The organism is Arthrobacter sp. SLBN-53 (genome assembly GCF_006715585.1).
GTDB lineage: Bacteria > Actinomycetota > Actinomycetes > Mycobacteriales > Mycobacteriaceae > Mycobacterium > Mycobacterium neoaurum_A.
In genome coordinates, this window is sequence record NZ_VFNN01000001.1 from 4,620,221 (window position 1) to 4,637,806 (window position 17,586).

The window sequence follows — 17,586 nt, forward strand, 5'->3', positions numbered from 1 at the left end:
GGCCGCGGCGATTCGGCCCGAGGGCCACGACTAGGCTTGAGCGCCGTGTCCCAGATTTCCCGAGACGAGGTCGCCCACCTGGCGCGCCTGGCCCGGCTCGCCCTGACCGACGGTGAACTCGACAGTTTCGCCGGCCAACTCGATGCGATCCTGGCCCATGTCGGCCAGATCCAATCCGTCGACGTCACCGGAGTCCAGGCCACGGACAACCCGCTGACGAGCGTCAACGTGACCCGCCCGGACGCCGTGGTGGCCGGTCTGAGTCAGGACGAGGCGCTGGCTGCGGCGCCGCGGACCGAGGACGGCCGGTTCGCCGTGCCGCGGATTTTGGGAGAGGCCGAATAATGGGTACCGACTCAGTTCGCGAAGACCTCATTCGCCAAGACGCCGCCACCCTGGCCACCCGGATCGCCGCCAAGGAAGTGTCCTCGACCGAGGTGACCCAGGCGCATCTGGACCAGATCGCCGCCACCGACGAGCGCTACCACGCATTCCTGCACGTCGGCGCCGAGCAGGCCCTGGCCGCGGCCGCCGAGGTGGACGCCAAGGTGGCCGCCGGCGAGCAACTGCCGTCCGCACTGGCCGGGGTCCCGCTGGCGCTCAAGGACGTGTTCACCACGACCGATATGCCGACCACCTGCGGCTCGAAGATCTTGGAGGGTTGGAACTCGCCCTACGACGCGACGGTCACCGCGCGGTTGCGCGCGGCGGGCATCCCGATCCTGGGCAAGACCAACATGGACGAGTTCGCGATGGGCAGCTCGACGGAGAATTCCGCCTTCGGCCCGACCCGCAACCCGTGGGACACCGATCGGGTGCCCGGTGGGTCCGGGGGCGGCAGTGCGGCCGCGCTCGCCGCGTTCCAGGCACCGCTGGCCATCGGGACCGACACCGGTGGCTCAATCCGGCAGCCGGCCGCACTCACCTCGACCGTCGGGGTCAAGCCGACCTACGGCACGGTGAGCCGCTTCGGCCTGATCGCATGCGCGTCATCGCTGGATCAGGGCGGGCCGTGTGCGCGCACCGTCCTGGACACCGCGCTGCTGCACCAGGTGATCGCCGGGCACGACCCGCGCGACTCCACCTCGGTGGACGTCCCGGTGCCCGATGTGGTGGCCGCCGCCCGTGCCGGCGCGTCCGGTGACCTCACCGGTGTGCGCGTCGGCGTGGTCAAACAACTGCGCGGGGACGGCTATCAGCCCGGCGTGCTGGAGTCGTTCAACACCGCCGTCGACCAGCTGAGGTCGCTGGGCGCCGAGGTGATCGAGGTGGACTGCCCGCACTTCGACCACGCGATGGCCGCCTACTACCTGATCCTGCCCTCGGAGGTGTCCTCCAACCTGGCCCGCTTCGATGCCATGCGGTTCGGTTTGCGGGTCGGTGATGACGGCACGCACAGCGCCGAGGAGGTCATGGCGCTGACCCGGGCCGCCGGATTCGGCCCAGAAGTCAAGCGGCGCATCATGATCGGCACCTACGCACTGTCGGCGGGTTATTACGACGCCTATTACAACCAGGCCCAGAAGGTCCGCACGCTGATCGCCCGTGACCTGGAGCAGGCCTACGAGAAGGTCGATGTGCTGGCCACCCCGACGACCCCGTCGACGGCCTTCCGGTTGGGGGAGAAGGTCGACGACCCGCTGGCCATGTACCTGTTCGACCTGTGCACGCTGCCGCTGAACCTGGCCGGGCACTGCGGTATGTCGGTGCCCTCGGGGCTGGCGGCCGAGGACGATCTGCCGGTCGGCCTGCAGATCATGGCACCTGCGCACGCCGATGATCGGCTCTATCGCGTCGGCGCGGCCTACGAGCAGGCGCGCGGGGTGCTGCCCACCGCCCTCTAGCGGATCAGTCCAGGATCCGGCGCGCCACATTCGTGCTGACGAGGTCGAGCAACTCGTCGGAGCGGCCGGCCATGATGGTGCGGATCGCGTAGAGCGAAAAGCCCTTGGCCTGCTCGACGGTGATCGCAGGCGGGATGGACAGTTCCTGGCGTGCGGTCACCACATCGATGAGTGCGGGCCCGTCGTGGGCGAAGGCATCGGCGAGTGCGGACTCCAGGTCGCCGGGCTGCTCGACACGGCGACCGAACAGCCCGAGCGATCGGGCGACGGCGGCGAAGCCGGGGTTGTGCAGGTCGGTGCCGAAGGTGACGATCCCGGCCGCTTTCATCTCCAACTCCACGAAGTTCAACGAGGAGTTGTTGAAGACGATGACCTTGACCGGAAGCCGGTTCTGCGACAACGTGATGAGCTCGCCGAAGAGCATGGTCAGGCCACCGTCGCCGGCGAAGGCCACCACCTGCCGGTGGCGATCCACGGTCTGGGCGCCGATGGCCAGTGGCAGCGCGCACGCCATGGTGCCGTGGTTGAACGATCCCAGCAGCCGCCGACGCCCGTTCATGGTGAGATAGCGCGCCGCCCAGACCACCGGTGACCCCACGTCCACGGTGAACACCGCGTCCTCGGCGGCGAGCCGGTTGGCAACCGCGGCAAGGTGTTCGGGGCGGATCGGGGTGCGATCACGATCGTTGGCCGCCAGCTCGTCGAGCCGGCGCCTGGTCTTGGCGTAATGGCGCAGCGAACGGTCCAGATGGGTGCGGTCGGTCTTGACCGTCAGCAGGGGCGCCAACGCGGGCAGGGTGTCGGCGACGGAACCGACAAGGGGCAGGTCGACGTGCGTGCGCCGACCGATGTTGCGGCCGCGGATGTCCAGCTGGATCACCACCGCGTTCTCGGGATAGAACTGCCGGTATGGGAAGTCGGTGCCCAGCATCAGCAGGACCTCGGCCTCCTTGATGGCCTTGTAGCCGGATGCGAAGCCGAGCAGGCCCGTCATGCCGACGTCGTAGGGGTTGTCGTACTCGACGAATTCCTTGCCGCGCAAGGCGTGCACGACGGGAGCCTGCAGGGTGGCGGCCAATCGGACGAGATCGTCGTGGGCCCCTTCGGCGCCCGCACCCGCCAACACGGTGATCTTGTCGGATCCGTTGAGAATTGTTGCCGCGCGCTGCAATTCGTCATCTGTCGGACGGGTGATCGAATGGGTCGCCAGCACCGGGGCGACCCGGGCGTCGGCCTTGTGCAGGAACACCTCTCCGGGGACCACGACAACGGCGACCCCGTTTTCGGCGATCGCCGCACGCATCGCCATCGCAAGCACCCTGGGCGCCGATTCGGCCGTGGTGACCAGTTCGCAGTACACACTGCACTCGCGGAACAGCTCCTGGGGGTGGGTTTCCTGGAAGTACTCCGAACCGATCTCGGATTGCGGGATGTGCGCGGCGATGGCCAGCACCGGAACCCGGGAGCGCTGGGCGTCGAACAACCCGTTGATCAAGTGCAGGTTGCCCGGTCCGCAACTGCCGGCGCACACCGCGAGCCGGCCCGTCAGCGCCGCGTCGGCGGCCGCGGCGAATCCGGCTGTCTCTTCGTGGCGTACGTGTTCCCAGCTGAATCCCTCGGCGCGCCGGATGGCGTCGGTGAGTCCGTTCAGGCTGTCTCCGGGAAGGCCGTAGATCCGCGAGACACCGCTGGCGTACAGGGTGGAGATGACGTGGTCCGCGACAGTCGTCATGACGTCACCCTATGGCGCGATTCGGCTTGCCGCCGAGAAGTCATCGGTTCGACATGTCGATCAGCAGGAAGACCGCAGGTGCCGGAATCTCACACGTTGCCCGGTGGCCGCGCCGCCGTGCGCCGAAGCTGGCAAGATCATGTGCATGCGGATCGGAGTGCTGACCGGAGGCGGCGACTGCCCAGGCTTGAACGCGGTGATCAGGGCGGTGGTGCGGACCAGTGATGCGCGCTACGGCTCGTCGGTCGTCGGGTTTCTCGACGGCTGGCGTGGCCTGTTGGAGGATCGCCGCGTCCAACTCAAGAACGATGACCGCAACGATCGCCTGCTGGCCAAGGGCGGCACCATGCTCGGCACCGCGCGCACCAATCCGGACACGCTGCGCGCCGGATTGCCGCAGATCAAGCAGACCTTGGAAGACAACGGCATCGATGTGTTGATCCCGATCGGTGGCGAGGGCACGCTCACCGCGGCGAGTTGGCTGTCCGAGGAAGGGGTGCCCGTCGTCGGCGTGCCCAAGACGATCGACAACGATATCGATTGCACCGACGTGACTTTCGGGCATGACACGGCGCTCACCATTGCCACCGAGGCCATCGACCGGCTGCACAGCACCGCCGAATCACACCAGCGGGTGATGCTGGTGGAGGTGATGGGCCGCCATGCGGGTTGGATCGCCCTGAACGCGGGGCTGGCCTCCGGTGCGCACATGACCTTGATCCCCGAGCAGCCATTCGACATCGAAGAGGTGTGCAGGCTGGTCAAACAGCGCTTCCAGCGCGGGGATTCGCATTTCATCTGCGTCGTGGCCGAAGGTGCCAAGCCCGCCGAGGGCACGATGCAGCTCCGCCAGGGCGGGATGGACGAATTCGGGCACGAGAAGTTCACCGGGGTCGCCCAGCAGCTCGCCCTTGAGGTGGAGAAGCGCATCAAGAAGGATGTCCGCGTCACGGTGCTCGGCCACGTCCAGCGTGGCGGCACCCCGACCGCCTACGACCGGGTGCTGGCCACCCGCTTCGGGGTCAACGCCGCCGACGCCGCGCACGCGGGGGAGTACGGGATGATGGTGTCCCTGCGTGGTCAGGACATCGGTCGGGTGTCGCTGGCCGATGCCACCCGCCAGCTCAAGTTGGTGCCGCAGAGTCGCTACGACGACGCGGCCGAATTCTTCGGCTAGGTCCCGGGCCTGGCCTCGCGGCAGGCCGATGCCGGGCTGACACTAAAATCAGCTGTCATGACCACTTCTGTTGCCGAACTCGCCGACTACGACGACGTCATCGCCGAGTTCGACCCCGTGATGGGCATGGAAGTGCACGTCGAACTGTCCACGGCGACCAAGATGTTCTGCCCCTGCGCCAACAGGTTCGGTGCCGACCCCAACACCCAGGTCTGCCCGGTGTGCCTCGGCCTGCCCGGCGCGCTGCCGGTGCTCAACCAGGCCGCCGTCGAATCGGCCATCCGGATCGGGCTGGCGCTCAACTGTGACATCGCGCCGTGGGGCCGGTTCGCCAGGAAGAACTACTTCTACCCCGACCAGCCCAAGAACTACCAGATCAGCCAGTACGACGAGCCGATCGCCGTCGACGGCTACCTCGACGTCCCGTTGGAGGACGGCAGCACCTGGCGCATCGAGATCGAGCGGGCGCACATGGAGGAGGACACCGGCAAGCTGACCCACCTGGGCAGTGACACCGGCCGCATCGCGGGCGCGACCACCTCGCTGGCCGATTTCAACCGGGCGGGCGTACCGCTGATCGAGATCGTCACCAGGCCCATCGAGGGCACCGGGGAACGTGCCCCGGAGATCGCCCGTGCCTATGTCACCGCATTGCGCGACCTGCTGCGCGGGCTCGACGTATCCGATGTGCGGATGGACCAGGGCTCGATGCGCTGCGATTCGAATGTGTCGCTGAAACCCAAGGGCAGCAGCGAATTCGGCACGCGCACCGAGACCAAGAATGTCAACTCGCTCAAGAGCGTCGAGGTTGCCGTCCGTTACGAGATGCGCAGGCAGGCCGCGGTACTGAAATCCGGCGGGACGGTCACCCAGGAGACCCGTCACTTCCACGAGGACGGGTACACCACCGCGGGCCGCAGCAAGGAGACCGCGCAGGACTACCGGTACTTCCCCGAGCCCGATCTGGAGCCGGTGGCCCCGCCCGCCGATCTGGTGGAGCGGCTGCGCGGCACCATTCCCGAACTGCCGTGGTTGTCGCGCAAGCGTGTTCAGCAGGAGTGGGGCATCTCCGACGAGGTGATGCGCGACCTGGTGAACAACGGCGCGATCGATCTGGTGGCGGCCACGGTGGCCAAGGGCGCGTCCAGTGAGGCCGCGCGCGCCTGGTGGGGCAACTTCCTGGTGCAGAAGGCCAATGAAAGATCAGTGGCCGTGTCCGATTTGCCGATCACCCCGGCTCAGGTCGCCGCGGTGGTGAAGCTCGTCGACGACGGAAAGCTCTCCAACAAGCTGGCCCGCCAGGTCGTCGAGGGTGTGCTGGCCGGTGAGGGCGAGCCCGAGCAGGTGATGAACGATCGCGGACTGGTCGTGGTCCGCGACGACTCACTGATCCAGTCGGCCATCGACGACGCGCTCGCCGCCCAACCCGATATCGCCGAGAAGATCCGCGGCGGCAAGGTGGCTGCCGCCGGCGCGATCGTGGGCGCGGTCATGAAGGCCACCAAGGGTCAGGCCGACGCCGCCCGGGTGCGCGAACTGGTGCTCGCCGCCTGCTCCTAGCGAGATTTCGGTGAGGTTGCGTGCGGCCGCCGCACGCAACCTCACCGAAATCGCTAGGTCTTGTCCGCGTTCTGGCGCGGGAATCCGCCGCCGGACGGGAACAACGGGAAGACGACATCGTCGAGTTTCTCGGCGTCGCCGGATGTCTTGTTGACCGTCGCGCCCCAGATGTTGCCGTCGGGGGAGACCGCCAGCGCCCAGGCGTGACCGTGCTGGTCCTGCCGGACCACCTCCGGCTCGCCGGTGACCGCGCCGGTTTCGGGCGCCAGCCGCAGGGCCACGGTCTGCTTGGTGTTGACCAGATTGACCAGCACCGTGCCGTCCAGCGCGGCGCACCCGGCGACGCCCGGCCGGTCCGGCCAGGTCCAGACCGTCGACACCACCGAATCCTTGGTGATCTTCTGCATACGGTCCGCCGACGGGGTGCGATCGGTGATGTAGAGCGCACCGTCGGACGGGTCGACACACATGCCGCCGCCGGAACCCATCCCCGACAGCGCGGTCGTCGTCGGGGCCTGGTTGACCGTCGTCGGCTGCTCGATGCGCAGGACCTTGCCGGCCAGCGATGCCGGATCTGCAGCTTGGGCGGGGTTGCCGGCGTCACCGGTGAGCACCAGCAGCGTGGTCGGGCTGGTGAACTTGAGTGCACCGGCATTGCCGACCGCGCCCTTGGGGATGCCGGTCAGGATCGGTTTGGGGATGTCGCCGTCGGCGATGCGGATCACCCGGTTGTCGGTCGGGGTGCTGACATAGGCGTACATCAGGCGATCCTGGGCATAGGTGGGCGACTTGATGATGTCGAGCAGCCCGCCGTCACCCGACGGATCGACCGGGATGGTCATCTTGACCACCGGTTCGGCCTTCGTCGAGACCTCCTTGACCACCCCGGTGGTGCGCTCGGCGACCAGTGCCGACTGGCTGTCGCCGCCCATGATCAGGCCGCTGGTGCTCTCCAGGCAGCCCTGCATCACACCCGGTGCCGGGCAGGCCTTCGGGAACGGTGTGCCCGGCAGCGGCGGCGGTGGCTCCGGCTTGGTCTGGGGCGGCGGCGCCATCTGAGGTTCGGTGGTGAACGGCTGGGACTGTGCGTTGTCGAACCGCGCGCATCCAGAACCCGCCAGCAGCACCGCGCACAGCACCGCGGCAATCCGCGTCGGTCCGCCCAATGTCATGCTGGCCAGGTTACGGATCGCCGCGCGGTGCGCGCCACGAAGGTCGGTCCAAGGCCTGGCGTGTCCGTCCTCCGCCGCGCAGGCGCGACGCGAGTGTCACAACTCGGCAACAGTGCAGATAAGGTACGCGACGGACCGCGCCAATCCGTGGTTCTGCAGCAACTTGCCCCTACGCTTGTTTTCGTGACCGCTGAACCGCAGAACATGACCGACTGGCAACGGCCCGCGTCGGCGCAGTTGGTCGACCCCGAAGACGATCTTCCCTCGTCGACGTACGGGGGCGATTTCGAGACCACCGCCATTCCGCGGTATGACACCGATGGCGGGGCCAAGGCGGATCAGTCCGGCTTTGCGCTGCTCAACGATCCCGAGCCGCTTCCCTATGTGTCGCCGGCCGCTCCGAACCCGTATGCCTCCGCCGCGCCCGCGGTTCCGACCGAGATCGGGCCGCACGACGCCGAACAGCAGATCCGCATCGCGGGCCGCCGCGGCACCCTCGACCTTGGGCTGCTGGTGCTGCGGTTGGGGCTCGGCGTCCTGATGATCGTGCACGGCCTGCAGAAGGCTTTCGGGTGGTGGGGCGGTTCGGGCCTCGGTGGTTTCGAGGGATCCCTGTCGGAGCTCGGCTACCAGCATGCCGGGGTACTCACCTATGTCGGCGCCGGCGCGCAGATCGGTGCCGGCCTGCTGCTGGTGCTGGGACTGTTCACTCCGCTGGCCGCCGCGGCTGCGCTGGCCTACCTGGTCAACGCCCTACTGGCATCGATCGCCGCGCAGCAGAACATCGGCTTCGCCGACTTCGTGACCGCCACCGGTCTCGAACATCAGGTGGTGCTGGTGCTGCTCGCGGCGGCACTGACGCTGACCGGCCCGGGCCGCTACGGTTTCGACGCCGGCCGAGGCTGGGCCCGACGCCCGTTCGTCGGCTCGTTCCTGGCGCTGTTGCTGGGCGTGGGGCTCGGCATCGGCATGTGGGTGCTGCTCAACGGCGCCAACCCGCTGGCCTGATCAACCTTGCCGCGAACAGACGCGTGTACCCCCGAAAGTTCATCTTTTCGGGGGTACACGCGTCTGTTCGCGAGGAAGCAGAGTCTTACTGGTAGGGGTTGGGCACCCGGCCGCCGCTGGCCGCGGTCAGCAGCGGCAGCGTCGCGAATGTGACAGCGGGCAAGGTGATTTCGTTGCCATCGGTCAGTCGCGCCTTGGCCCAGGACGAGCGGGTGAACCGCAGACCGTCTATATCGGTCCACGGCACGGTGGTGCTGCTCAGCATGGTCCTGGCGGTCACCTGCTCGCGATCGGCCACCGTGCGGTAGCGCGCGATCACCGCCGAGGCCAGCACCGGAACCGCGATCAGCACCCAGCTCCAGCTGGGCAGGGCGTAGATCAGCGCGAAGATCCCCAGGGTCATGAAACCGACGGCGATATGGGCCATCGGAGAGATACGGACGACGAGCGGGGCGGGCTGACTCACGCCGCACATTCTCGCATCGACCGCGGCGCCCCCCGCGGGGCGCGGGGGCAATTTGACCTTTGAGCAGTGCGGGGACTACCGTCGCAGCTTATGTACAACCCGGACGAGCTCGTAGTAATTGGTTGGCGCGTTGATGCCGCGCTAGCTCTCTGCCGGGCTTAGCCAACAGCATCGACGCGCCAACCCTCGTACAGCGGACTCCGCTGACGGGGGTTTTTTGCTGTCACAGGACAAAACAATTTCCCACCACCAGCAGTATCAACCAGAACCACAGAGGAAAAAGTGAGCGCACCCACCACGCGACCGCCGGAGCAGACGCAGCGCACCAATGGCGTCAAGGCCTCGACCAAGGCGGAGCAGAATGCCAATGTTGTTGCCCCCGAGCAGATGACCGGTGCGCAGTCGGTCGTGCGGTCGCTCGAGGAGATCGGCGTCGAGGTGATCTTCGGTATCCCCGGTGGGGCGGTGCTCCCGGTCTACGACCCGCTCTACGACTCGGTGAAGCTGCGCCATGTGCTGGTGCGCCACGAACAGGGCGCCGGGCATGCCGCCAGCGGCTACGCCCACGCCACCGGCAAGGTCGGCGTCATGATGGCCACCTCGGGCCCCGGCGCGACCAACCTGGTCACCCCGCTGGCCGACGCGCAGATGGACTCCATCCCGGTGGTGGCGATCACCGGTCAGGTCGGTCGCAGCCTGATCGGTACCGACGCCTTCCAGGAAGCCGATATCACCGGCATGACCATGCCGATCACCAAGCACAACTTCCTGGTTCGTGACGGTGACGAGATCCCGCGCGTCATCGCCGAGGCCTTCCACATCGCGCAGTCCGGCCGTCCCGGCGCGGTGCTGGTGGACGTGCCCAAGGACATCCTGCAGGGGCAGTGCACCTTTGCCTGGCCGCCGGTGATGGATCTGCCCGGGTACAAGCCGAACACCAAGCCGCACAGCCGCCAGGTGCGCGAGGCCGCCAAACTGATCGCCGAGGCCCGCAAGCCGGTGCTCTATGTCGGCGGCGGCGTGATCCGCGGCGAGGCGACCGACGAACTGCTGGAACTGGCCGAGTTGACCGGAATACCGGTGGTCACCACGCTGATGGCGCGCGGGGCGTTCCCGGACAGCCATCCGCAGCACATGGGCATGCCCGGCATGCACGGCTCGGTGTCCGCGGTGGCGGCGCTGCAGAAGAGCGATCTGCTCATCGCGCTGGGGACCCGCTTCGATGACCGGGTGACCGGCAAGCTGGACTCGTTCGCGCCCGACGCCAAGGTGATCCACGCCGATATCGACCCGGCCGAGATCGGCAAGAACCGGCATGCCGATGTGCCGATCGTCGGCGATGTGCGTCACGTGATCAACGATCTGCTCGACGTGCTGCGCCGCGAGGGCACCAACGCCGCATCGCTGAAGCTGGACAACTGGTGGGAGTACCTGTCGAGCATCAAGTCGACCTACCCGCTGAGTTACGGTCCGCAGAGCGACGGCAGCCTGAGCCCGGAGTACGTCATCGAGAAGCTGGGCCAGCTGGCCGGGCCCGAGGCCGTCTACGTTGCCGGCGTCGGCCAGCACCAGATGTGGGCGGCGCAGTTCGTCAAGTACGAGAACCCGAAGACGTGGCTGAACTCCGGCGGGCTGGGCACCATGGGCTACTCGGTGCCCGCGGCGATGGGCGCCAAGTTCGGCCGTCCCGAGGCCGAGGTGTGGGCCATCGACGGCGACGGCTGCTTCCAGATGACCAACCAGGAGCTGGCGACGTGTGCCATCGAGGGCGCACCCATCAAGGTGGCGCTGATCAACAACGGCAACCTGGGCATGGTGCGGCAGTGGCAGACGCTGTTCTACGAAGAGCGGTACAGCCAGACCGATCTGGCGACGCACTCGCGCCGCATCCCGGATTTCGTCAAGCTCGCCGAGGCGCTCGGATGCGTCGGATTGCGTTGTGAGCGAGCTGAAGACGTCGAATCGGTGATCCAGCAGGCTCGTGAGATCAACGACCGGCCGGTGGTCATCGATTTCGTCGTCGGTGCCGACGCCCAGGTGTGGCCGATGGTCGCCGCGGGCACCAGCAATGACGAGATCCAGGCCGCGCGCGGCATCCGTCCGCTGTTCGATTCCGAGGAAGGGCACGCCTGATGAGCGCTTGCGCGAAGAGGAGACAAGACTGATGACGACCTCCACCCACACCCTGTCGGTGCTCGTCGAGGACAAGCCCGGTGTGCTGGCTCGCGTCGCCTCGCTGTTCTCCCGGCGTGGCTTCAACATCCAGAGCCTGGCCGTCGGCGCGACCGAGCAGAAGCACCTGTCCCGGATGACGATCGTCGTGCAGGTCGAGGACTTTCCGCTCGAGCAGGTGACCAAGCAGCTCAACAAGCTGATCAACGTGATCAAGATCGTCGAGCAGGACGAGGAGCAGTCCGTCTCTCGCGAGCTGGCCCTGATCAAGGTGCGCACCGACGCGGCCACCCGCAGCCAGGTTATCGAAGCGGTTAATCTATTCCGGGCCAAAGTGGTGGACGTGTCCACCGAGTCACTGACCATCGAGGCCACCGGTACCCCGGAGAAGCTCGAAGCGTTCCTGCGAGTGCTCGAACCGTACGGGATCCGGGAGATCGTGCAGTCCGGGATCGTGTCGCTGGCGCGTGGGCCGCGCGGCATCGGTACTGCCAAATAGCTTTCATACGAGAAACAAACAGAAGGAAAATCCAACGTGGCAATCGAACTGTTCTACGACGACGACGCGGATCTGTCGATCATCCAGGGCCGCAAGGTCGCGGTGATCGGCTACGGCAGCCAGGGCCATGCCCACTCGCTGTCGCTGCGCGACTCGGGCGTGCAGGTCAAGGTCGGCCTGAAGGAGGGGTCGAAGTCCCGCGCCAAGGTCGAAGAGCAGGGCCTGGAGGTCGACACTCCGGCCGAGGTCGCCAAGTGGGCCGACGTGATCATGGTGCTCGCGCCCGACACCGCGCAGGCCGAGATCTTCACCAATGACATCGAGCCCAACCTCGAAGACGGCAACGCGCTGTTCTTCGGGCACGGCCTGAACATCCACTTCGGGCTGATCAAGCCCGCCGAGAACATCACCGTCGGCATGGTCGCCCCCAAGGGCCCCGGCCACCTGGTGCGTCGGCAGTTCGTGGACGGCAAGGGTGTGCCCGCGCTGATCGCCATCGCCCAGGATCCCAAGGGTGAGGGTCAGGCGCTGGCGCTGTCGTATGCCGCCGCCATCGGTGGCGCGCGCGCCGGTGTCATCAAGACCACGTTCAAGGAAGAGACCGAGACCGACCTGTTCGGTGAGCAGGCCGTGCTGTGCGGTGGCACCGAAGAACTGATCAAGGCCGGGTTCGAGGTCATGGTCGAGGCCGGCTACGCCCCGGAGATGGCCTACTTCGAGGTGCTGCACGAGCTCAAGCTGATCGTCGACCTGATCTACGAGGGTGGCATCGCCCGGATGAACTACTCGGTGTCCGACACCGCCGAGTTCGGTGGCTACATCTCCGGCCCGCGCGTCATCGACGCCGACACCAAGGACCGGATGCGCGCCATCCTCAAGGACATCCAGGACGGTTCGTTCGTCAAGCGTCTGGTGGCCAATGTCGAGAACGGCAACACCGAGCTCGAGGGCCTGCGCAAGGCGAACGCCGAGCACCCCATCGAGGTCACCGGCAAGAAGCTGCGCGACCTGATGAGCTGGGTCGACCGGCCGATCACCGAAACCGCCTGACCCCTCTTCGCGATTTGTGGAGTCTCACCCGTGACCATCACGGGTGAGACTCCACAAGTCTTTTCAGGGGGTTGCCTCGTGGCCGTCGCGTCCCTTGGTCCGCCGGTCCTGTTTCATCTCCGCCTCGAAGACGTGTCGGCGGCCTTCCATCAGTTCGTCGCGGACCCGCTTCTCGTGCGAGCGCAGCGGCGACCAGTAGTCGTCGTCGAACTCCTCGATGATCTGGAAGGTCCAACGCCCCTGCAGGACGTTGCGGCCGACCATGTCCTCGGTGAGGCGGTCGGCGATCTCGGTGTGCCCGGCATCGCGCAGGGCGTCGGCGGCCTCGCCGAGCAACAGATCGGCATGGCCCATCAGTTGGTGGAACGAGTAGAGGTGCCCGCGCGCCCGCTCCACGTATTCCAGTGCCTCGGAAACCTTGCCGACGGCCTCGACGGTGTCATCGGAGGCGCCGTCGGGGCGGGAGTGCGCCGCATCGACCGATTTCACGACGACCGCTTCTTCAGCGATTCCGGTTTGTGCACGGCGTCCTTACCGGTCTTGTCGCTGCGCACCTTGTATTGCGGTTCGTCCTTGCTGGCACGCACCGTGCGACCAGCGGTCTCGGTGTCCGAGGTGATCTTCTTCTCTACGGTGCCCGGCACGGTGTTGCCGTGGCTCTGCCAGGACACCTTCTCGCCCTTTTTCAACTCTTTGCTCATGCAGGGCGGTGTACCCGGGCGCGTCACCTCTCACTCACGGCGACAGCGGCGGCAGCTCCCGGATCCCGAACTCGCGCTTGAGCACCGTGCGCGCCGCGTAGTACCCGGCCATACCGTGCACGCCGCCGCCAGGTGGAGCGGCCGACGAACACAGGTATGCCTTCGGAATCGGGGTGGACCACGGATTCCAGCGCGGGGTGGGGCCGGCGATCGCGCTGCGCATGTTGTTGCCGCCGACACCGATGTCACCGCCGACGAGGTTCGCGTTGTGATCGGCCAGGCGGGAAGCCGGCACGCTGCGTACTGCCACGACGATGTCGCGGAATCCCGGGGCGAATCGCTCGAAGATGTCGGTGACGGCCTCGGCCATGTCGACCGTCGAACCCGACGGCACATGCGCATAGGCCCACAGCGGTCGGCGTCCCTGTGCGTCGATGCGGCCCGGATCGGCCAGGTGTGGCAGGGCGGCGAGGACCATCGGCCACTGGGCATGCCGCCCGGCGGCGATATCCCGCTCGGCCAGCGCCATCTGGGCGCGGCCACCGCCCAGGTGCAGCGTGGGTGCCTGCGCCAGTCGCGGATCGCGCCATGGGATCTCGCCGGAGAGGACGAAGTCCACCTTGGCCACACCGGGGCCATAGGTGTAGTGCCGTAACGCCTTTGCATAGCGCGGCGGCATAGACGTGCCGTAGATCGACAACAATGCCGTCGGCGCGGTGTCGTAGAGGACCACGCCGCCCGGGGGCGTGGTGACCTTCTCGCCGAGGATCAATTCCCCGCCGTGATCCAGCAGATCGGCGATCAGCGCGTCGGGGATGGCCTGCGATCCGCCGACCGGGATCGGCCAGCCCACCGAGTGCCCGAGGGTGGCCAGCATCAGCCCGGCGCCCGCGGCGACCAGTGAGGGCATCTGCGAAATCGTGTGCGCCGCAACGCCGGTGAACAATGCCCTGGCGTCTTCGCCCCGCAGGGTGTTCCACAGCGGGCCGCCCTGCAGTAGCAGTCGCGGCGCCACCTTCAGCGCGGCGGGAATCGAGGGCGGAAGGGAACGCTTGTCGCCGAGGATAAGCCCGACGACATCACCGCTGTCGGCGGCCAGCGGACCGAGCAGCCGTTTCCACGAAGCACCGTCGGACAGTTCGGCGGCGGTGCGGTCGATGTCGTGGTAGCCGATTGCGGCGGGTCCGTCCGGGAGCGGATTGGCATACGCGATCTCGGGTACCGCCAACCGCACTCCGCGCGCCGGCAGGTCGTAGGCGGCGAAGAACGGCGAGGCCAGCGCCAGCGGATGCACGGCCGAGCAGATGTCGTGTGTGACGCCGGAATACTCGGGGTCGGGCAGGGTGCGGGCGCCGCCGCCCGCGGTCGGCTGCGCCTCGATGACCCGCACGGACAGGCCCGCCCGGGCCAGGATGACAGCTGCGCTCAGCCCGTTGGGGCCGCTTCCGACGACGGTGACGTCCACACCACCAGTAGACAACATCGCCCGGTGTGTCTGCTCGTTTCGGTGCCGGCCATCCGGGACTGTGTCAGCGCCGGGCCACCGTGGCGTCTTCGGCGCAGAGGGCACGCACTAGGCTGTAGCGCCGTGAGTCTTCCCGTTGTACTGATCGCCGACAAGCTTGCCGAGTCGACCGTCGCCGCCCTGGGTGACCAGGTCGAGGTTCGATGGGTGGACGGTCCGGACCGGCCGAAGCTGCTGGCCGCCATCGCCGATGCCGACGCACTGCTGGTGCGCTCGGCCACCACCGTCGACGCCGAGGTCATCGCCGCCGCCCCCAAGCTCAAGATCGTCGCCCGGGCCGGCGTCGGCCTGGACAACGTCGACGTCGAGGCCGCCACCGCCCGCGGTGTGCTGGTGGTCAACGCCCCGACCTCCAATATCCACAGCGCCGCCGAGCACGCGCTGGCGCTGCTGCTCTCGGCGGCCCGCCAGATCCCGGCCGCCGACGCCACCCTGCGCGAGCACACCTGGAAGCGCTCCTCGTTCTCGGGGACCGAGATCTTCGGCAAGACCGTCGGCGTGGTGGGGCTCGGCCGCATCGGCCAGCTCGTCGCTGCCCGGCTGGCTGCCTTCGGCACCCACGTCATCGCCTATGACCCCTACGTCTCGACCGCTCGCGCCGCCCAGATCGGTATCGAACTGGTCGGACTCGACGAGCTGCTGGGCCGCGCCGACTTCATCTCGGTGCACCTGCCCAAGACCAAGGAGACCGCGGGCCTGCTCGGCAAGGAGAACCTGGCCAAGACCAAGCCCGGCGTCATCATCGTCAACGCCGCCCGCGGTGGCCTGATCGACGAGCAGGCGCTGGCCGACGCCATCACCAGTGGGCATGTGCGCGCTGCCGGCCTGGACGTGTTCGCCACCGAGCCGTGCACCGACAGCCCGCTGTTCGAGCTGCCGCAGGTCGTGGTCACCCCGCACCTGGGTGCCTCCACCGCCGAGGCCCAGGACCGTGCCGGTACCGACGTCGCCGCCAGCGTGAAGTTGGCGCTGGCCGGTGAGTTCGTGCCGGATGCCGTCAACGTCGGTGGGGGAGCCGTCGGTGAAGAGGTCGCGCCCTGGCTGGACCTGGTGCGCAAGCTCGGCCTCCTGGTGGGGTCGCTGTCCGACGCAGCGCCGGTGTCGCTGTCAGTGCAGGTGCGCGGCGAACTGGCCGCGGGAGGCACGGAGGATGTCGCGATCCTGCGGCTGTCGGCGCTGCGCGGACTGTTCTCCGCCGTCGTCGACGAGCAGGTCACCTTCGTCAACGCGCCCGCACTGGCCAAGGACCGTGGCGTCACCGCCGAGATCAGTACGGCCAGCGAGAGTCCCAACCACCGCAGCGTGGTCGACGTGCGCGCGGTCTACGCCGACGGCGCATCGCTCAACGTGGCGGGCACCCTGTCGGGCCCGCAGCTGGTCGAGAAGATCGTCCAGATCAACGGTCGCAACCTCGATCTGCGTGCCGAGGGTTACAACCTGATCGTCAACTACACCGATCAGCCCGGCGCACTCGGCAAGATCGGCACCCTGCTCGGCGGCGCCGAGGTCAACATCCTCGCCGCGCAGATGAGCCAGGATGCCGGCGGCGACAGCGCCACCGTCATGCTGCGCGTGGACACCGATGTGCCCGAAGATGTGCGCGCCGCGATCGCTTCGGCGGTCGGCGCCACCACACTGGAAGTGGTCGACCTGACATGAGTTCGCTGAAGAATCTTGCGGTCATCGCCGGTGACGGCATCGGTCCCGAGGTCATCGACCAGGCGCTGCGGGTCATGGACGCGGTGCTGCCCGGGGTGCAGCGCACCGAGTACGACCTCGGCGCGCGCCGTTACCACGCGACCGGTGAACTGCTCACCGAGGCGACCATCGAGGAGCTGCGCGGGTACGACGCGATCCTGCTCGGGGCGATCGGCGATCCGTCGGTGCCCAGCGGTGTCCTGGAACGCGGTCTGCTGCTGAAGCTGCGCTTCGCCCTCGACCACCACGTGAACCTGCGTCCGGGTCGGCTCTATCCCGGTGTGTCCAGCCCACTCTCGGGTGTCACCGGCATCGACTTCGTGGTGGTCCGTGAGGGCACCGAGGGTCCTTACACCGGTAACGGTGGCGCACTGCGTGTCGGCACCCCGCACGAGGTGGCCACCGAGGTCAGCGTCAACACCGCGTTCGGGGTTGAGCGGGTGGTGCGCGATGCGTTCGCCCGTGCGCAGACCCGTCGCAAACATCTGACCCTGGTGCACAAGACCAATGTGCTGACCTTCGCGGGCAGCCTGTGGTCGCGGGTGGTCGCCGAGGTGGGCGCCGAGTACCCCGATGTCGAGGTGGCCTACCAGCACATCGACGCCGCGACCATCCACATGGTCACCGATCCGGGTCGCTTCGACGTCATCGTCACCGACAATCTCTTCGGCGACATCATCACCGACCTGTCGGCGGCGGTGTGCGGTGGTATCGGCCTGGCCGCCAGCGGCAACATCGATGCGACGCGCACCAATCCGTCCATGTTCGAACCGGTGCACGGCAGCGCCCCCGATATCGCCGGGCAGGGCATCGCCGATCCGACGGCCGCCGTGATGAGCGTGGCGCTGCTGCTGGCCCATGTCGGTGAGGACGACGCCGCGGCGCGCGTCGACAAGGCCGTCGCCGAGCATCTGGCCACCCGCGGTGCGGCGACATTGTCGACCGCCGAGGTGGGCGACCGCATCCTTTCGCTGCTGTAACC

General features: G+C 67.6%; 16 protein-coding genes. 10 read left to right on the forward strand and 6 right to left on the reverse strand.

What is annotated here, in order from left to right; genetic code table 11:
- Positions 1-45: 45 nt before the first annotated feature.
- The gene (gatC, locus tag FBY28_RS22165) at positions 46-345 is read left to right on the forward strand and encodes an Asp-tRNA(Asn)/Glu-tRNA(Gln) amidotransferase subunit GatC (RefSeq protein ID WP_141869396.1); all 300 of its coding nucleotides are present in this window, start codon (positions 46-48) and stop codon (positions 343-345) included.
- Positions 345-1,844, forward strand: a complete 1,500-nt coding sequence (gatA, locus tag FBY28_RS22170; RefSeq protein WP_141869397.1) for an Asp-tRNA(Asn)/Glu-tRNA(Gln) amidotransferase subunit GatA — start codon at positions 345-347, stop codon at positions 1,842-1,844. The genes gatC and gatA overlap by 1 nt, the downstream gene beginning before the upstream one ends.
- A gap of 4 nt (positions 1,845-1,848) precedes the next feature.
- On the opposite strand, the gene poxB is transcribed toward gatA, so the two are convergent.
- The gene (gene poxB, locus FBY28_RS22175; RefSeq protein WP_141869398.1) at positions 1,849-3,576 is read right to left on the reverse strand and encodes a ubiquinone-dependent pyruvate dehydrogenase; all 1,728 of its coding nucleotides are present in this window, start codon (positions 3,574-3,576) and stop codon (positions 1,849-1,851) included.
- A 145-nt stretch (positions 3,577-3,721) separates the two neighbouring features.
- Here poxB and FBY28_RS22180 point away from each other — a divergent pair, with 145 nt between their 5' ends.
- Positions 3,722-4,753, forward strand: a complete 1,032-nt coding sequence (locus tag FBY28_RS22180; protein ID WP_141869399.1) for an ATP-dependent 6-phosphofructokinase — start codon at positions 3,722-3,724, stop codon at positions 4,751-4,753.
- Between the two features lie 57 nt (positions 4,754-4,810).
- On the forward strand, positions 4,811-6,313 hold the full coding sequence (gene gatB / locus FBY28_RS22185; protein WP_141869400.1) for an Asp-tRNA(Asn)/Glu-tRNA(Gln) amidotransferase subunit GatB: 1,503 nt from the start codon (positions 4,811-4,813) through the stop codon (positions 6,311-6,313).
- Positions 6,314-6,366: 53 nt separating this feature from the next.
- Here gatB and FBY28_RS22190 read toward each other — a convergent pair whose 3' ends face one another.
- Positions 6,367-7,485, reverse strand: a complete 1,119-nt coding sequence (locus FBY28_RS22190; protein ID WP_174241705.1) for a PQQ-dependent sugar dehydrogenase — start codon at positions 7,483-7,485, stop codon at positions 6,367-6,369.
- A gap of 183 nt (positions 7,486-7,668) precedes the next feature.
- Between FBY28_RS22190 and FBY28_RS22195 the strand changes: the two genes are divergently transcribed.
- Positions 7,669-8,493 (forward strand): DoxX family membrane protein, encoded by an 825-nt coding sequence (locus FBY28_RS22195; protein WP_141869401.1) that lies wholly within the window; start codon positions 7,669-7,671, stop codon positions 8,491-8,493.
- Between the two features lie 85 nt (positions 8,494-8,578).
- Here FBY28_RS22195 and FBY28_RS22200 read toward each other — a convergent pair whose 3' ends face one another.
- Positions 8,579-8,959: a PH domain-containing protein gene (locus FBY28_RS22200; protein ID WP_216847896.1), complete on the reverse strand. Its 381-nt coding sequence runs from the start codon at positions 8,957-8,959 to the stop codon at positions 8,579-8,581.
- Between the two features lie 282 nt (positions 8,960-9,241).
- Between FBY28_RS22200 and FBY28_RS22205 the strand changes: the two genes are divergently transcribed.
- Genes FBY28_RS22205 through ilvC form a run of 3 tightly spaced genes read left to right on the forward strand, consistent with a single transcriptional unit; the run spans position 9,242 to position 12,680 of the window.
- Positions 9,242-11,092 carry an acetolactate synthase large subunit gene (locus FBY28_RS22205; RefSeq protein WP_141869403.1) on the forward strand — a complete coding sequence of 617 codons (1,851 nt, stop codon included), beginning with the start codon at positions 9,242-9,244 and terminating at the stop codon, positions 11,090-11,092.
- 31 nt (positions 11,093-11,123) lie between these two features.
- Positions 11,124-11,630: an acetolactate synthase small subunit gene (gene ilvN / locus FBY28_RS22210; protein ID WP_030135747.1), complete on the forward strand. Its 507-nt coding sequence runs from the start codon at positions 11,124-11,126 to the stop codon at positions 11,628-11,630.
- A gap of 36 nt (positions 11,631-11,666) precedes the next feature.
- Positions 11,667-12,680: a ketol-acid reductoisomerase gene (gene ilvC, locus FBY28_RS22215; protein ID WP_141869404.1), complete on the forward strand. Its 1,014-nt coding sequence runs from the start codon at positions 11,667-11,669 to the stop codon at positions 12,678-12,680.
- A 63-nt stretch (positions 12,681-12,743) separates the two neighbouring features.
- On the opposite strand, the gene FBY28_RS22220 is transcribed toward ilvC, so the two are convergent.
- Genes FBY28_RS22220 through FBY28_RS22230 form a run of 3 tightly spaced genes read right to left on the reverse strand, consistent with a single transcriptional unit; the run spans position 12,744 to position 14,864 of the window.
- Entirely contained in the window at positions 12,744-13,169 is a 426-nt protein-coding gene (locus FBY28_RS22220) for a hypothetical protein (protein WP_141869405.1), read from the reverse strand.
- Complete coding sequence (locus tag FBY28_RS22225) at positions 13,166-13,381, reverse strand: hypervirulence associated TUDOR domain-containing protein (protein WP_141869406.1); 216 nt, start codon at positions 13,379-13,381, stop codon at positions 13,166-13,168. Before FBY28_RS22225 ends, FBY28_RS22220 begins: the two co-directional genes overlap by 4 nt.
- A 34-nt stretch (positions 13,382-13,415) precedes the next feature.
- Positions 13,416-14,864 (reverse strand): phytoene desaturase family protein, encoded by a 1,449-nt coding sequence (locus FBY28_RS22230; RefSeq protein WP_141869407.1) that lies wholly within the window; start codon positions 14,862-14,864, stop codon positions 13,416-13,418.
- A 105-nt stretch (positions 14,865-14,969) separates the two neighbouring features.
- On the opposite strand from FBY28_RS22230, the gene serA reads away from it, so the two are divergent.
- Both serA and FBY28_RS22240 read left to right on the forward strand, forming a co-directional pair.
- Positions 14,970-16,565 (forward strand): phosphoglycerate dehydrogenase, encoded by a 1,596-nt coding sequence (gene serA / locus FBY28_RS22235; RefSeq protein WP_141869408.1) that lies wholly within the window; start codon positions 14,970-14,972, stop codon positions 16,563-16,565.
- Positions 16,562-17,584 (forward strand): 3-isopropylmalate dehydrogenase, encoded by a 1,023-nt coding sequence (locus FBY28_RS22240; protein ID WP_141869409.1) that lies wholly within the window; start codon positions 16,562-16,564, stop codon positions 17,582-17,584. The genes serA and FBY28_RS22240 overlap by 4 nt, the downstream gene beginning before the upstream one ends.
- The last annotated feature ends 2 nt before the right edge of the window (positions 17,585-17,586 follow it).

What these genes read in the sequence shown, in the direction of transcription:
- gatA (WP_141869397.1), top strand. Translation starts at nt 345, where the DNA reads ATGGGTACCGACTCAGTTCGCGAAGACCTCATTCGCCAAGACGCCGCC.
- poxB (WP_141869398.1), bottom strand. Translation starts at nt 3,576, where the DNA reads ATGACGACTGTCGCGGACCACGTCATCTCCACCCTGTACGCCAGCGGT.
- FBY28_RS22180 (WP_141869399.1), top strand. Translation starts at nt 3,722, where the DNA reads ATGCGGATCGGAGTGCTGACCGGAGGCGGCGACTGCCCAGGCTTGAAC.
- gatB (WP_141869400.1), top strand. Translation starts at nt 4,811, where the DNA reads ATGACCACTTCTGTTGCCGAACTCGCCGACTACGACGACGTCATCGCC.
- FBY28_RS22190 (WP_174241705.1), bottom strand. Translation starts at nt 7,485, where the DNA reads ATGACATTGGGCGGACCGACGCGGATTGCCGCGGTGCTGTGCGCGGTG.
- ilvN (WP_030135747.1), top strand. Translation starts at nt 11,124, where the DNA reads ATGACGACCTCCACCCACACCCTGTCGGTGCTCGTCGAGGACAAGCCC.
- FBY28_RS22225 (WP_141869406.1), bottom strand. Translation starts at nt 13,381, where the DNA reads ATGAGCAAAGAGTTGAAAAAGGGCGAGAAGGTGTCCTGGCAGAGCCAC.
- FBY28_RS22230 (WP_141869407.1), bottom strand. Translation starts at nt 14,864, where the DNA reads ATGTTGTCTACTGGTGGTGTGGACGTCACCGTCGTCGGAAGCGGCCCC.
- FBY28_RS22240 (WP_141869409.1), top strand. Translation starts at nt 16,562, where the DNA reads ATGAGTTCGCTGAAGAATCTTGCGGTCATCGCCGGTGACGGCATCGGT.